Origin of the sequence: Streptomyces sp. NPDC059787 (genome assembly GCF_042732315.1) — a bacterium.
GTDB lineage: Bacteria > Actinomycetota > Actinomycetes > Streptomycetales > Streptomycetaceae > Streptomyces > Streptomyces atrovirens.
In genome coordinates this window covers 231,878-247,290 of record NZ_JBHWHX010000007.1, presented here as the reverse complement: position 1 = coordinate 247,290, position 15,413 = coordinate 231,878, and the positions used below count along the sequence as shown (strand labels likewise).

The following is a 15,413-nucleotide window of genomic DNA, read 5'->3' as shown; positions in this document are numbered from 1 at the left end:
ACACCCACACTTTTTGTTTTTCTTGGCGGGGGCCCCGGGGGGGCCGTCGTTGGGGGGTGGGGGGGGGGGGGGGGGGGGGGGGGCGCCGGGCCCCCCCCCCCCCCGCCCCTCTTTTCGCGTTTTCAGGGTGACCGGAACGGAACGTCTTCCTGTTCGTTCCTGACCGCACACCTGACGCTGTTCTCACCCTTGACGGTCCACTTCGGTGACTCGGCGCTTATAGGCGGGTCCGGTCTGTCACCCTGTCGGCAGCGATCGAGTTCTCTTCGTACGAACTGCCCGGGGAGCTGCCCATGGGGGCCATTCCGACCCAACGGGAGACCGCCTCGTGCGCCTCCGGCGCGCGGGAGTGCGCGTGGGTGGACGCGACCCTGCCCGGGAGCCCCCTCGCACCGGGTGCCGCACGCGCCCTGCTGCGCAAGGCGCTCACCGAGTGGGCGGAACTCGCCCTGCCCGGCGCCGAACACCTCACCGGACGCGTCGGCGACGACGCCACGCTGATCGCCAGCGAACTCGTCACCAACGCCGTCGTGCACGCCGGTACCGAGGTGCGGGTGGCGTGCAGGCTGGAGGAGGGGACCGGCGCGCTCGTCGTCGAGGTCGCCGACCAGCACCCCTCCCGCGCGCCGCGCGGCAACGAACCGGAGGGGTCGCCGTACGACACTCCCGAGTACGGGCGCGGACTGCGCCTCGTCGCCGCGCTCTCCGAGGCCTGGGGGATCACCTACCGTCCGGGCACGAAGACGGTGTGGGCGCGCCTGGCCGCAGGGGGGTGCACGGCGGGCGACCAGATCGAGGCGTACGCCGGGGAGCGCACGCTGGCGCGCGACCTGCGGGTGGCGGAGATCCTCGCGCCGGAGCCGCCCCGGACGGAACAGAGCGCCCCCAACCCACTGGACGCACTCGATCCGCCGGCCTCCCGACGCCCGCCCGGTCCCGCCCGTGACACCTGGCGCGGCGGCTCGTACGGCGACGACTGGCTCGCCCGCCGGCACGGGCGGGACGGGACCTGGCTGGGGCGCGGCGCCCTGTCCTTCCTCGCCGAGGCCTCCGACCTGCTCGCCGGACAGCTCGACGAGGACCTGGTCACCTCGCTCACCGGCCAGCTGATCGTGCCGCGGCTGGCCGACTGGTGCGCGGTGTGGCTGGAGGACGAGACCACCGGCCACGGCGGCGGCTGGAGCGAGGGGAGCCGGAGCGACGGCTCCCGCCTCGCCCGCGTCTGGCACGCCGGCGAGAACCGCATCGAGGCCCTGAGCCGGGCCCTGGAACAGAACCCGCCCCACCCCGGCGATCCGTTGCACCCGGGACCCGCGCCCTATCCGTGGCCGGGCGGCGCGCTCGACGGACCGGACGGCGCGGTCTCCGGGCCGGTCGACGTGCTCGACGGCCGGCGTACGAGGCCTGGCGGGCCGGGTGAGCCGGTCGACGTGCCGGGCGGGTCGCCCGGTGGCGGACCGGACGGGCCGGGGCGGAGGACCGGCAGGGCTGCGGATGCGGTCTCCGGGCCGGTCGACGTGCTCGACGGGCGGCGTACGAGGCCTGGCGGGCCGGGTGAGCCGGTCGACGGGCCGGACGGCGCGCTCGGCGTTCCCGGCGACGGTGCCCACGGCGCCGCCCTCGCCTACCGGCTCGTCGCCGGCGGGCGCCCGCTCGGCACGCTGGTGATCGGGCGGGGCGGGATCGACCGCTTCCCCGACGAGATCACCGGGCTGGCCGAGGATCTCGGCCGGCGAGTCGCCCTCGCCATCGGGGCCGCCCGGCAGTACTCCCGCCAGGCCACCATCAGCGCCGTCCTCCAGCGTGGACTGCTGCCCGGCGCCGTCGCCGAGATCCCCGGCGTGCGCAGCGCCCTCGTCTACGAACCCTGCGACAAGGGCGGACCCAGCGGCGACTTCTACGACCTCTTCCCGGCCGGTCAGGGCCGCTGGTGCTTCGCCGTCGGCGACGTCCAGGGCAAGGGCCCGGAAGCCGCCGTCGTCATCGGACTCGCCCGGCCCTGGCTGCGCCTGCTCGCCCGCGAGGGCTACCGCGTCGCCGACGTCCTCGACCGCCTCAACCAGCTCCTCCTCGACGACGCCACCGAGGCCGCCGACGCCGCCGCCCGCGCGCTGGTGGCCGCCGGTGCCCGTCCGACCGCCCCCGGCGACGGCCCCCAGACCCGTTTCCTCTCCCTCCTCTACGGCGAACTCGTCCCCTTCGACGGCGGCGTCCGCTGCACCCTCGCCTCCGCCGGACACCCCCTGCCCCTGCTGCTCGCCCCCGACGGCTCGGTCCGGTCCGTCGCCCAGCCGCAGACCCTGCTCGGGGTCGTCGAGGACGCCACCTACACCAGTGAGACCTTCGAGATGTACTCCGGCGACACCCTGCTCTGCGTCACCGACGGAGTCACCGAGCGGCGCTCCGGTTCCCGCCAGTTCGACGACGGCGACGGGCTCGCCACGGCCCTGTCGGGGTGCGCGGGGATGGACGCCGAGTTGATAGCGGAACGGATCACACAGCTCGTGCACGAGTTCGGGGCCCGGCCGCCCGCCGACGATCTTGCCCTGCTGGTGCTCCAAGCGGAGTGACACGGCCGGTGCGGGACAATGGAGCACATGCCTTCCGCACTCCCCGACGGCGAGCCCGTCCCCGCCGACGGCGCGCTGCCCGCGTCCGCGCTCGCCGGGGCCGCCGACCGACCCCTCGGCTTCTACCTGCACGTCCCGTACTGCGCGACCCGCTGCGGCTACTGCGACTTCAACACCTACACCGCGACCGAGCTGCGCGGCAGCGGCGGCGTGCTGGCCTCCCGCGACAACTACGCCGAGACCCTGGTCGACGAGGTCCGCCTGGCCCGCAAGACGCTGGGGGACGACCCGCGCGAGGTCCGCACGGTGTTCGTCGGCGGAGGTACGCCCACCCTGCTGGCCGCCGACGACCTCGTACGGATGCTGGGCGCTGTCCGGGAGGAGTTCGGGCTGGCGGCGGACGCCGAGGTGACCACGGAGGCGAACCCGGAGTCGGTCGACCCGGCCTACCTGGCGGCCCTCCGCGCGGGAGGCTTCAACCGGATCTCCTTCGGCATGCAGAGCGCCCGGCGGCACGTCCTGAAGGTCCTCGACCGCACCCACACCCCCGGGCGGCCGGAGGCATGCGTCGCCGAGGCCCGCGCGGCGGGCTTCGAGCACGTCAACCTCGACCTGATCTACGGCACGCCGGGGGAGTCCGACGACGACTGGCGGGCGTCCCTGGACGCGGCGATCGGCGCCGGTCCCGACCACGTCTCGGCGTACGCGCTGATCGTGGAGGAGGGCACGCAGCTCGCCCGCCGCATCCGGCGGGGCGAGGTCCCGATGACGGACGACGACGTCCACGCGGACCGCTACCTGATCGCCGAGGAGATGCTGTCGGGGGCGGGCTTCGACTGGTACGAGGTGTCGAACTGGGCCACGTCGGAGGCCGGCCGCTGTCTGCACAACGAGCTGTACTGGCGCGGTGCCGACTGGTGGGGCGCGGGCCCCGGCGCCCACTCGCACGTGGGCGGGGTGCGCTGGTGGAACGTCAAGCACCCGGGCGCGTACGCGGCGGCGCTGGCGGAGGGGCGGTCGCCGGGGGCGGGCCGTGAGCTGCTGTCGGACGAGGACCGGCGGGTCGAGCGGATCCTGCTGGAGCTTCGGCTCGAGGAGGGGGTTCCGCTCTCGCTCCTCCGTGAGGAGGGGCTTGCGGCGGCTCGCCGGGCCCTGACGGACGGGCTGCTCCGGAGTGGCCCGTACGAGGAGGGCCGTGCGGCCCTCACCCTGCGGGGGCGGCTGCTCGCCGACGCGGTGGTGCGGGATCTGGTCGACTGACCTTTCCTCGCCCCCGCCGCCCTTACCCGTCCCATCCCGGGGGCGCTGCCCCCGGACCCCGCTCCTCAAACGCGGGAGGGGCTGAATTTCAGCCTTTCCGGCGTTTGAGGAGCGGGGTCCGGGACGGAGCCCCGGTTCCGGGACGGGAAGGGGCGGCGGGGGCGAGGAAACTCATGCCGTGACGAAGTCGATCAGTTCCTCCACGCGACCCAGGAGCTGCGGCTCGAGGTCCTTGTACGACCGCACCGAGCCGAGGATCCGCTGCCACGCCTCCCCGGTGTTCGCCACCCGCCAGCCCAGCGCCGCGCACACCCCCGTCTTCCAGTCCTGCCCGCGCGGCACCCGCGGCCACGCCTCGATGCCCACCGACGCCGGCTTCACCGCCTCCCAGACGTCGATGTACGGGTGACCCACCACCAGCGCGTGCTCACTCGTCACCGCCTCGGCGATCCGCCACTCCTTCGAGCCCGGGACCAGGTGGTCCACCAGGATGCCCAGCCGCGCGTCCGGACCGGGGGAGAACCCCTCGACGATCGAGGGCAGGTCGTCGACACCCTCCAGGTACTCCACGACCACCCCCTCGATGCGCAGGTCGTCGCCCCACACCTTCTCCACCAGCTCCGCGTCGTGCCGCCCCTCGACGTAGATACGCCCCGCGCGGGCCACCCGCGCCCGTGCGCCGGGGACGGCGACGGAACCGGACGCCGTACGGGTGGGCCGTACCGGACCGGCGGCCGGGCGCACCAGCGTCACCACGCGGCCCTCCAGCAGGAAACCCCGCGGCTCAAGCGGGAACACCCGGTGCTTGCCGAAGCGGTCCTCCAGCGTCACCGTGCCCGCCTCGCAGCGGATCACCGCGCCGCAGAAGCCGGTGCCGGGCTCCTCCACCACCAGGCCGGGCTCGGCCGCGACCTCGGGAACCGGCTGCGGTTTCTTCCACGGAGGGGTCAGATCGGCGGAGTACTGGCGCATTCTGATGACGATACGAGGAGCGCGCCCGCCGCGATCAGTCCGACACGCCGAAACGGGCCGCCAGGGCGTCGCGCTGGGCCCGTACGAACGCCGCGTCCACCACCGCTCCGTGACCGGGGACGTACAACGCGTCCTCGCCGCCCAGTTCGAGGAGCCGGTCCAGCGCGGCCGGCCAGTGCGACGGCACGGCGTCGGGGCCGGCCTGCGGTTCGCCCGACTCCTCGACCAGGTCGCCGCAGAAGACCACCTCCGGATCGCCGGGGACGAGGACCGCGAGGTCGTGGGCGGTGTGCCCGGGGCCCACGTTCGCCAGCAGCACCTGCCGGCCGCCGTCCGGGCCGAGGTCGAGCGTCCACTCGCCGGACACCGCGTGCCGCGGCGGGACCAGCGCGTCCACGGCCTCCTCCGCCACCCGCGCGTCCAGCCCCCACCGCACCGCGTCCGCGCGCAGCTCCTCACGCCCGCGCCCCGTCAGCACCGTGTCCATGCCCACCGCGCCGAACACCTCCGCGCCCGCGAACACCGCAGCCCCGAGAATGTGGTCGAAGTGGGGGTGGGTGAGCGCGAGATGCGTCACACGGCGACCGGTGAGCGCCTGCGCCTCGGCCCGCAACCGCGCGCCCTCGCCCAGCCCGGAACCCGCGTCGACGAGCAGTACGCCCTCCGCGCCCACGACGAGCCCCGCCGTGCAGTCCCACCCCGGCAGCCGGCACCGCCCCACCCCGGTGGCCACTTGCTCCCATCCCGACTCTTCCCAAGTCACGGTCATGACGGGACGCTATCGGGGACGACGCCGTCCGGCGCGACGGTGCGGGGACCGGCCTTGCCCGGTGCGTACCCCCCGGCCGTACACTGGGCGGGGAAGTCTGGCACTCGCGTGCGAAGAGTGCCAGGCGAACAGGGAAGGTACCGCGCGGAAGGCTTCTGGAGGTGTGCGCGATGCTCAGTGAACGCAGGCTCCAGGTGCTGCGCGCCATCGTCCAGGACTACGTGGGCACCGAGGAGCCCGTCGGCTCCAAGGCCCTCACCGAGCGGCACAACCTCGGCGTCTCCCCGGCCACCGTGCGCAACGACATGGCGGCCCTGGAGGACGAGGGCTTCATCGCCCAGCCGCACACCAGCGCCGGGCGCATCCCCACCGACAAGGGCTACCGGCTGTTCGTCGACAAGCTGGCCGGCGTCAAGCCCATGAGCCCGCCCGAGCGGCGGGCCATCCAGAACTTCCTCGAGGGCGCCGTCGACCTCGACGACGTGGTGGCCAGGACCGTACGGCTGCTCGCGCAGCTCACCCGGCAGGTCGCCGTCGTGCAGTACCCGTCGCTGACCCGCTCCACGGTGCGGCACGTGGAACTGCTGGCGCTCGCCCCCGCGCGGCTGATGCTGGTGCTGATCACGGACACCGGGCGGGTCGAGCAGCGCATGGTCGACTGCCCGGCGCCGTTCGGCGAGTCGTCGCTCGCGGATCTGCGGGCGCGGCTCAACAGCCGGGTCGCCGGCCGCCGGTTCAGCGATGTGCCGAGCCTGGTCGAGGACCTCCCCGAGGCCTTCGAGGCGGACGACCGCAGTACGGTCTCGACGGTGCTCTCCACCCTCCTGGAGACGCTCGTCGAGGAGAACGAGGAGCGGCTGATGATCGGCGGCACCGCCAATCTCACCCGCTTCGGACATGACTTCCCTCTCGTGATCCGGCCCGTCCTGGAGGCGCTGGAGGAGCAGGTCGTGCTCCTCAAGCTGCTCGGTGAGGCGAAGGATCCGGGCGTGACCGTCCGTATCGGTCATGAGAACGCCCATGAGGGACTCAACTCCACGTCCGTCGTGTCGGTGGGCTACGGTTCGGGCGGCGAGGCTGTAGCCAAGCTCGGCGTGGTCGGACCGACCCGCATGGACTACCCGGGAACGATGGGAGCGGTACGCGCAGTGGCACGGTACGTCGGACAGATCCTGGCGGAGTCGTAGTGGCCACGGACTACTACGCCGTACTCGGCGTGCGCCGCGACGCGTCGCAGGAGGAGATCAAGAAGGCCTTCCGGCGGCTCGCCCGCGAGCTGCATCCGGACGTCAATCCTGATCCCAAGACGCAGGAGCGGTTCAAGGAGATCAACGCCGCCTACGAGGTGTTGTCGGACCCGCAGAAGAAGCAGGTCTACGACCTCGGCGGCGACCCCCTCTCGCAGGCCGGCGGCGGTGGCGCGGGCGGCTTCGGGGCCGGTGGCTTCGGCAACTTCTCCGACATCATGGACGCGTTCTTCGGTACGGCGTCGCAGCGCGGGCCGCGCTCGCGCACCCGCCGGGGCCAGGACGCGATGATCCGCATCGATGTCGAGCTCGACGAGGCCGCGTTCGGCACGACCAAGGACATCCAGGTCGACACGGCCGTCGTCTGCACGACGTGCAGCGGCGAGGGCGCGGCTCCGGGCACCACGGCCCAGACCTGTGACATGTGCCGCGGTCGCGGTGAGGTCTCGCAGGTCACGCGGTCCTTCCTGGGCCAGGTCATGACGTCCCGCCCCTGCCCGCAGTGCCAGGGCTTCGGCACGGTCGTCCCCACCCCGTGCCCGGAGTGCGCGGGCGACGGCCGGATCCGTTCCCGGCGCACCCTCACGGTGAAGATCCCGGCCGGTGTCGACAACGGCACCCGGATCCAGCTGGCCGGCGAGGGCGAGGTCGGGCCCGGCGGCGGTCCCGCCGGTGACCTGTACGTGGAGATCCACGAGCTCCCGCACACCACCTTCCAGCGGCGCGGCGACGACCTGCACTGCACGGTCACCATCCCGATGACCGCGGCGGCCCTCGGCACCAAGGTGCCGCTGGAGACGCTGGACGGCATGGAGGAGGTCGACATCCGGCCCGGCACCCAGTCCGGCCAGTCGATCCCGCTCCACGGCCGGGGCGTCACCCACCTGCGCGGCGGCGGCCGGGGCGACCTCATCGTCCACGTCGAGGTCCAGACCCCGACCAAGCTCGACCCGGAACAGGAACGCCTGCTCCGCGAACTGGCCAAGCTCCGGGGGGAGGAACGGCCCACGGGGCAGTTCCAGCCGGGGCAGCAAGGGCTGTTCTCGCGGTTGAAGGACGCTTTCAACGGGCGCTGACCGGTTGGTGCCGGGCGGGTGGTGGTCTGCTGCCGGGGGTCCGGGGGTCGTCCCCCGGGCGGGCACGGTCAGCCGGGGCGGCAAGGGCTGTTCTCGCGGTTGAAGGACGCTTTCAACGGGCGTTGAGGCCCGTTCCGCCGTCCTGTCGAAAAGTGGCTTATGCCAAGGGGAAGGGCAGATTCGGTGTTGGTCGGGGGACGTGACAACATGCCGTCATGTCCTCCGTACTGACCGATATCTGCCCGCACCCGATCGTGCAGGCACCCATGGCGGGCGGTGTCGCCGTGCCGCAGCTCGCCGCGGCCGTGTCCGAGGCGGGCGGGCTCGGTTTCCTGGCCGCCGGGTACAAGACCGCGGACGGGATGTACCAGGAGATCAAGCAGCTACGGGGACTGACCTCCCGGCCCTTCGGCGTCAACCTCTTCCTGCCGCAGCCGGAGACGGCCGACCCGGCCGCCGTCGGCGTCTACGCCCACCAGCTGGCCGGTGAGGCCTCCTGGTACGAGACCCAGCTCGGCGACCCCGACAGCGGCCGGGACGACGGCTACGACGCGAAGCTCGCCGTACTGCTGGACAACCCCGTGCCGGTGGTGTCGTTCCACTTCGGTGTGCCGGCCCGCGAGGTCCTGGACTCCCTGCGCCGCGTCGGTACGTTCACGCTGGTCACCGCCACGACCGCGGAGGAGGCACGGGCCGTGGAACGGGCCGGTGCGGACGCGGTGATCGCGCAGGGTGTGGAGGCCGGCGGCCACCAGGGCACCCATCGCGACGTCCCGGAGACGGACGGCTCCGGCGTCGGACTGCTCTCCCTCGTCGCCCAGGTCCGGGAGTCGCTCGGCATCCCGGTCGTCGCCGCCGGCGGCATCATGCGCGGCGGCCAGATCGCCGCCGTCCTCGCGGCCGGTGCCGCGGCGGCCCAGCTCGGCACGGCCTTCGTCGCCGCCCACGAGTCCGGCGCGCACGTCCTGCACAAGCAGGCCCTCACCGATCCCCTGTACGCCCGCACCGAGCTGACCCGCGCCTTCTCCGGCCGCCCGGCCCGCGCCCTGGTCAACCGTTTCCTGCGCGAGCACGGCCCGTACGCGCCCGCCGCCTACCCGGACGTCCACCACCTCACCGCGCCCCTGCGCAAGGCCGCCGCCAAGGCCGGTGACGCGCAGGGCCTGGCGCTGTGGGCGGGGCAGGGCCACCGGATGGCCCGCGAACTGCCCGCCGGGCAGTTGGTGGAGGTGCTGGCCGCCGAACTGGCCGCCGCCCGGACGGCGTTGTCGGCGGGAGGTGCCCGATGACCGCGCCGGTGTTCGTCGTCGACCACTTCGACGCGGGCGGCGGGGGCCGTTACGTGCTCGACGGCCCCGAGGGACGGCACGCCGTCTCCGTGAAGCGGCTGCGGGCCGGTGAGGACGTCGTCCTCACCGACGGCGCGGGCCGCTGGGCGGACTGCGTGGTGCTCGGCACCGAGGGCAAGGACCGCCTGATCGTCCAGCTGGACTCGGTGACCGAGGAACCCCCGGAGGAACCCCGGATCACCGTCGTCCAGGCGCTGCCCAAGGGCGACCGGGGCGAGGTGGCCGTGGAGACGATGACCGAGGTCGGCGTCGACGCGATCGTGCCGTGGGCGGCGTCCCGTTGCATCACGCAGTGGAAGGGCGAGCGGGGGGCGAAGTCCCTCGCCAAGTGGCGGGCGACGGCCCGGGAGGCCGGCAAGCAGTCCCGCCGGGTGCGCTTCCCGCGGGTCGCGGACGCGGTGACGAGCAGGCAGGTTGCGTCACTTCTCGCCGAAGCGGACTTCGCGGCCGTGCTGCACGAGAGCGGTACGGAGTTCCTGGCGACCGCCGAACTTCCCCCTTCCGGGGACATCGTGCTGGTCGTCGGACCCGAGGGCGGTGTCTCCCCGGAGGAGTTGGCGCTCTTCGAGGAGGCCGGCGCGCGTGCCGTGCGGCTGGGGCCCAGTGTGCTGCGCACGTCCACGGCGGGAACGGCCGCGGCGGCGCTGCTGCTCGGCCGTACCGGGCGCTGGTCCTGACCTGAGGGTTTCTTCGCCCCCGCCGCCCCTTCCCGTCCCGAACCTGGGGCTCCGCCCCAGACCCCGCTCCTCAAACGCCGGAGGGGCTGGACTTGGCCTTGAGGAGCGGGAGTCCGGGGGCAGCGCCCCCGGGATGGGACGGGGAGGGGCGGCGGAGGCGAAAGAGCCAAGTGGCCATATGCGCCCTACCGCCCCGCCGGTGACGGTGGCAGGCTGCCGTTCATGGGGGCGATGAGAAGGGTTCCACGTCGGTGGCGACGACAGGCGCTCGCCGTCGGCTTCGCCGTGGCCGCCGTAGCCGGCGTCACCGCGTGCGAGGGCGGCGGACTCAGCTCCGCGGCCGTCGCGTTCACGACCGACGAGACCGTGACCAAGGAACTCAACCAGCGGAAGACCGACGTGCGCTGGCTCAGCTGCACCGGCTCCTTCGGGGACAAGAACACGGCGAGCCGGAACACCGTCGCCTCCGTCGACTGCAAGGGCGAGACCCAGGACGGCAAGGAGATCACCGTCACCGGCAGGATCACCCATGCCGTCAACGGCGCCTGCGTACGCGGGAACATCACCGCGAAGGTCGGCGGGAAGCAGGTGTTCCGGGTCGACGGCCTGGGCGACTGCGACTCCACCAGCCCCCCGCGCGTGGGCGAACCCACGCACCGCGGCCCGAACCCCACCGTCACCGTGACCGTCACGACGACCGTGTGGTGCGAGCAGTACCCCTCCTGTCGCCCCGTCGAGGGCAAGTGATCCAAACCCCTGTCCAGGCAGCTCCCCCGTGCATAGGGTGACCGGGTGACACAGCCCGCATCGGTCGCATCCGCCGCTTATCTCCGGTTCCCGCATCTGCACGGCGAGTTGGTCGCCTTCACCGCCGAGGACGACGTGTGGCTCGCCCCGCTCGACGGCGGCCGTGCCTGGCGGGTCAGCGCCGACAACGTGCCCGTGACCCAGCCCCGTATCTCGCCCGACGGCACCACCGTCGCCTGGACCTCCACCCGCGACGGCGCCCCCGAGGTGCACATCGCACCCGTCGACGGCGGCCCCACCAGACGCCTCACCCACTGGGGCAGCACCACCACCCGGACGCGCGGCTGGACGGCGGACGGCAGGGTCCTGGTGACCAGCTCCCAGGGCCAGGCCAGTTTCCGCCGCACCTGGGCCCGCGCCGTCCCCCTGGACGGCGGCCCCGCCACCACCCTGCCCTACGGCCCCGTCGGCGACGTCGCCCAAGGACCGCACACCGTGCTGCTGTCCGCGCCGATGAGCCGCGAGGCCGCCTGGTGGAAGCGCTACCGGGGCGGTACGGCGGGCAAGCTGTGGATCGACCGCGGGGGCGACGGCGAGTTCGTACGGCTGCACGAGGACCTCGACGGGAACATCGAGTGCCCGCTGTGGGTGGGGGACAGGATCGCGTTCCTCTCCGACCACGAGGGCACCGGCGCCCTGTACTCCTCCCTCGCCGACGGCTCCGACCTGCGCCGGCACACCGAGCTCGACGGTTTCTACGCCCGGCACGCCGCCGGCGACGGCACCCGCGTCGTCTACTCCAGCGCCGGTGAACTGTGGCTGCTGGACGACCTGGACGGGGACGGGCCGCGCCGCCTCGACATCCGGCTCGGCGGACAGCGCGTCGACCTCCAGCCGTTCCCGGTGAACGCCGCCCGCTGGTTCGGCGCCGCGGCCCCCGACCACACCGCGCGCGGCAGCGCCGTCTGCGTGCGCGGCACCGTCCACTGGGTCACCCACCGCGCCGGCCCCGCCCGCGCGCTCGCCGCGACCCCGGGCGTACGGGCCCGGCGGCCCCGCACCTTCCGCGCGGACGGCGAGGAGTGGGTGGTGTGGGTGACCGACGCCGAGGGCGACGACGCCCTGGAGTTCGCCCCCGCCACCGGACTCGCCCCGGGCGCCACCCCACGCCGGATCGCCGCCGGGCGACTGGGCCGCGTCGTCGGACTCGCCATGGCCCCCGACGGCAGCCGCGCCGCCGTCGCCTCCCACGACGGCCGGGTCCTCCTCGTCGATCGGGAGACCGGCGAGGTCCGCGAGGTCGACCGCAGCGAGGACGGCGACGTCTCCGGGCTGGTCTTCTCGCCCGACTCCTCCTGGCTCGCCTGGTCCCACCCCGGCCCGCGCCCGCTCAGCCAGCTCAGACTCGCCAACACCACCGACCTGTCGGTCACCGAGGCGACCCCGCTGCGCTTCCAGGACTACGCGCCCGCCTTCACCCTCGACGGCAAGCACCTCGCGTTCCTGTCGACCCGCTCCTTCGACCCGGTCTACGACGAGCACGTCTTCGACCTGGCCTTCGTCGAGGGCGTACGCCCGTACCTGATCACCCTCGCGGCGACCACCCCGTCACCGTTCGGCCCGCAGCGGCACGGTCGGCCCTTCGAGACACCGGACCGGGACGAGACACCCGACAGCGAGGGCACCCCCACCACCCGGATCGACCTCGACGGTCTCGCCGACCGCATCGTGCCGTTCCCGGTCGAGGCCGCCCGCTACACCAACCTGCGCGCCGCCAAGGACGGGGTGCTGTGGCTGCGGCACCCGGTGCGCGGCGTGCTCGGCGCGTCCCGCGCCACGCCCGACGACCCGGACCCCAAGACCGACCTGGAGCGCTACGACCTCGCCCAGCAGCGCATCGAGCACCTGGCCGTGGACGCCGACCACTTCGAGGTCAGCGGCGACGGCAAGCGGGTGCTGCTGTGGACCGACGGGCGGCTGAAGGTCGTACCCAGCGACCGGCGCGCCTCCGGCGACGACGACAGCGACACCAACATCACCGTCGACCTGGACCGCGTACGTCAGTTCGTCGACCCGGCCGTCGAGTGGCGGCAGATGTTCGACGAGAACGGCCGCATCATGCGGGACAACTTCTGGCGTCCCGACATGAACGGTGTGGACTGGGACGGGGTCCTGGACCGCTACCGGCCCGTGCTCGACCGGCTCGCCACCCACGACGACCTGGTGGACCTGCTGTGGGAGGTGCACGGCGAGCTCGGCACCTCGCACGCCTACGTCATCCCGCGCGGCGGCTACGGCGACGGGGCGCGGCAGGGGCTGCTCGGGGCGGACATCTCCCGTCACGAGGACGGCGGTTGGCGGGTGGACCGGATCCTGCCCGCGGAGACGTCCGACCCGGACGCCCGGTCGCCGCTTGCCGCGCCGGGGGTCGCCGTACGGGTGGGGGACGCGATCGTCGCCGTCGCCGGGCAGCCGGTCGATCCGGTGACCGGGCCGGCGCCGCTGCTGGTCGGGACGGCGGGGAAGCCGGTGGAGCTGACGGTGTCGCCCGCGGGGGGTGGCGAGCCGCGGCACGCGGTGGTGGTGCCGCTCGCCGACGAGGAGCCGCTGCGGTACCACGCGTGGGTCGCGGACCGGCGGGCGTACGTGCTGGAGAAGTCCGGCGGGCGGCTGGGGTACATCCATGTTCCCGACATGCAGGCGCCCGGGTGGGCGCAGATCCATCGCGACCTGCGGGTGGAGGTGCTGCGGGAGGGGCTCGTCGTGGATGTGCGGGAGAACCGGGGCGGGCACACGTCGCAGCTCGTGGTGGAGAAGCTGGCCCGGCGGGTCGTGGGGTGGGATCTGCCCCGCGGGATGCGGGCGGAGAGCTATCCGCGGGATGCGCCCCGGGGGCCGGTGGTGGCTGTCGCCAACGAGTTCTCCGGGTCCGACGGGGACATCGTCAACGCGGCGATCCGTGCGTTGGGGATCGGGCCGGTGGTCGGTACCCGGACGTGGGGCGGGGTGATCGGCATCGACAGCCGGTACCGGCTGGTCGACGGGACGCTGGTGACCCAGCCCAAGTACGCCTTCTGGCTGGAGGGGTACGGGTGGGACGTGGAGAACCACGGGGTCGATCCGGACGTGGAGGTCGTGCAGCGGCCGCAGGACCATGCGGCGGGGCGGGACGTGCAGTTGGACGAGGCGGTGAGGCTGGCGCTGGAGGCGCTGGAGTCGACGCCGGCGAAGGTGCCGCCGACGTTGTCGTGAGCCGGGGGTGGGTCGCGCGGCCCGGAGCTTGCCGGGTACCGCTGCGCCCACCCGTGCCGCCCCTGCGGCACGACTGCCCGTAGCTGAGGGGTGGGCGCCGCCCCTGCGGCACGACTGCCCGCAGCTGAGGGGTGGGCGCCGCCCCTGTGGCACGACTGCCCGCGGGAATGGGCGCGGGTACGATGCTTCGTACTTGATCAGCTGGCTTGAGGAGGGTTCATGGCTGGGGAGCCTCAGGACGACTGTCTGTTCTGCAAGATCGTTGCGGGGAGTATTCCGGCGACGATCGTGCGGGAGACCGAGACCACGGTCGCGTTCCGTGACATAAATCCCCAGGCGCCCACCCATGTGCTGGTGATTCCGAAGGCGCATCACCGGGACGCCGCCGCCCTCGCCGCCGCCGCGCCCGAGCTCGCCGCGGACGTGCTGCGGGAGACGCAGGCCGTCGCCGACGAGGAGAAGCTGGAGAGCTACCGGATCGTCTTCAACACCGGCAGCGGCGCCGGCCAGACCGTCTGGCACGCGCACGCCCACGTCCTGGGCGGTCGCGGTCTCGAGTGGCCCCCCGGATAGGCCGCCTTGTCCGTACGTGAACTGGTGGTGCTCGGCACCGCCAGCCAGGTCCCCACCCGGCACCGCAACCACAACGGCTACCTGCTGCGCTGGGACGGCGAGGGCATCCTGTTCGACCCCGGCGAGGGCACCCAGCGCCAGATGCTGCGCGCCGGGGTCGCCGCCCACGACCTGAACCGGATCTGCGTCACCCACTTCCACGGCGACCACTCCCTCGGCCTCGCCGGGGTGATCCAGCGCGTCAACCTCGACAAGGTGCCGCACGGGATCACCGCCCACTACCCGCGTTCCGGGCAGCGCTTCTTCGACCGTCTGCGCTACGCCACCGCCTATCGCGAGACCGTCGCCCTCACCGAGGCCCCGGTCGACACGGACGGCCCCCTCGACCGCACCCCCGGCTACACGCTGGAGGCGCGGAGGCTCTCCCATCCCGTCGAGGCGTACGGCTACCGACTCGTCGAACCCGACGGCCGGCGCATGCTGCCCGAGCGGCTGGCCGCGCACGGCATCAAGGGTCCGGACGTCGGCCGCATCCAGCGCGAAGGCGTGCTCGACGGGGTCCCGCTGGAGGAGGTCAGCGAGGTGCGGCGCGGGCAGCGGTTCGCGTTCGTCATGGACACCCGGCTGTGCGACGGGGTGTACGCGCTCGCCGAGGGCTGCGACATGCTGGTCATCGAGTCGACGTTCCTCGACGAGGACGAGGCGCTCGCCGTCGACTTCGGCCATCTGACCGCCGGGCAGGCCGCCCGGGTGGCGCGCGAGGCGGGCGTACGGCATCTCGTCCTCACCCACTTCAGCCAGCGCTACACCGACCCGGAGGAGTTCGAGCGGCAGGCGCGGGCGGCCGGGTACGAGGGCAAGCTGACCGTGGCGCGTGATCTGCAACGGGTGGCGCTTCCGAAGCGTCGGTGAAAACGCCGT

The 15,413-nt window shown here is 73.4% G+C and carries 12 protein-coding genes; 10 read left to right on the top strand and 2 right to left on the bottom strand.

The window, feature by feature from the left end:
• The first annotated feature begins 293 nt into the window (after window positions 1-293).
• Window positions 294-2,570, top strand: coding sequence for a SpoIIE family protein phosphatase (locus ACFV5H_RS09630; RefSeq protein ID WP_385193813.1), 2,277 nt, complete (start codon window positions 294-296; stop codon window positions 2,568-2,570).
• A gap of 27 nt (window positions 2,571-2,597) precedes the next feature.
• Window positions 2,598-3,830, top strand: coding sequence for a radical SAM family heme chaperone HemW (gene hemW / locus ACFV5H_RS09625; protein WP_385059482.1), 1,233 nt, complete (start codon window positions 2,598-2,600; stop codon window positions 3,828-3,830).
• A 171-nt stretch (window positions 3,831-4,001) separates the two neighbouring features.
• On the opposite strand, the gene ACFV5H_RS09620 is transcribed toward hemW, so the two are convergent.
• Together ACFV5H_RS09620 and ACFV5H_RS09615 are read right to left on the bottom strand one after the other, a co-directional pair.
• A complete protein-coding gene (locus ACFV5H_RS09620) occupies window positions 4,002-4,802 on the bottom strand; it encodes a DUF3097 domain-containing protein (protein ID WP_385193811.1) in 801 nt (266 codons plus the stop codon).
• A 34-nt stretch (window positions 4,803-4,836) separates the two neighbouring features.
• Window positions 4,837-5,571 carry an MBL fold metallo-hydrolase gene (locus tag ACFV5H_RS09615; protein WP_385049107.1) on the bottom strand — a complete coding sequence of 245 codons (735 nt, stop codon included), beginning with the start codon at window positions 5,569-5,571 and terminating at the stop codon, window positions 4,837-4,839.
• A 170-nt stretch (window positions 5,572-5,741) separates the two neighbouring features.
• Between ACFV5H_RS09615 and hrcA the strand changes: the two genes are divergently transcribed.
• The 8 genes from hrcA (at window position 5,742) to ACFV5H_RS09575 (ending at window position 15,404) form a co-directional block, all read left to right on the top strand.
• Window positions 5,742-6,758, top strand: coding sequence for a heat-inducible transcriptional repressor HrcA (hrcA, locus tag ACFV5H_RS09610; RefSeq protein ID WP_385193809.1), 1,017 nt, complete (start codon window positions 5,742-5,744; stop codon window positions 6,756-6,758).
• Window positions 6,758-7,894: a molecular chaperone DnaJ gene (gene dnaJ / locus ACFV5H_RS09605; protein WP_073931943.1), complete on the top strand. Its 1,137-nt coding sequence runs from the start codon at window positions 6,758-6,760 to the stop codon at window positions 7,892-7,894. Before hrcA ends, dnaJ begins: the two co-directional genes overlap by 1 nt.
• Before the next feature lie 215 nt (window positions 7,895-8,109).
• Window positions 8,110-9,183, top strand: a complete 1,074-nt coding sequence (locus tag ACFV5H_RS09600) for a nitronate monooxygenase (protein WP_385193805.1) — start codon at window positions 8,110-8,112, stop codon at window positions 9,181-9,183.
• On the top strand, window positions 9,180-9,920 hold the full coding sequence (locus ACFV5H_RS09595; RefSeq protein WP_385049098.1) for a 16S rRNA (uracil(1498)-N(3))-methyltransferase: 741 nt from the start codon (window positions 9,180-9,182) through the stop codon (window positions 9,918-9,920). Before ACFV5H_RS09600 ends, ACFV5H_RS09595 begins: the two co-directional genes overlap by 4 nt.
• Window positions 9,921-10,142: 222 nt before the next feature.
• Complete coding sequence (locus ACFV5H_RS09590) at window positions 10,143-10,667, top strand: hypothetical protein (protein WP_385049095.1); 525 nt, start codon at window positions 10,143-10,145, stop codon at window positions 10,665-10,667.
• A 45-nt stretch (window positions 10,668-10,712) separates the two neighbouring features.
• Window positions 10,713-13,919, top strand: a complete 3,207-nt coding sequence (locus ACFV5H_RS09585) for a S41 family peptidase (protein WP_385049093.1) — start codon at window positions 10,713-10,715, stop codon at window positions 13,917-13,919.
• A 219-nt stretch (window positions 13,920-14,138) separates the two neighbouring features.
• On the top strand, window positions 14,139-14,492 hold the full coding sequence (locus tag ACFV5H_RS09580; protein ID WP_385049090.1) for a histidine triad nucleotide-binding protein: 354 nt from the start codon (window positions 14,139-14,141) through the stop codon (window positions 14,490-14,492).
• Window positions 14,493-14,498: 6 nt separating this feature from the next.
• Window positions 14,499-15,404, top strand: a complete 906-nt coding sequence (locus tag ACFV5H_RS09575; RefSeq protein WP_385193802.1) for a ribonuclease Z — start codon at window positions 14,499-14,501, stop codon at window positions 15,402-15,404.
• The last annotated feature ends 9 nt before the right edge of the window (window positions 15,405-15,413 follow it).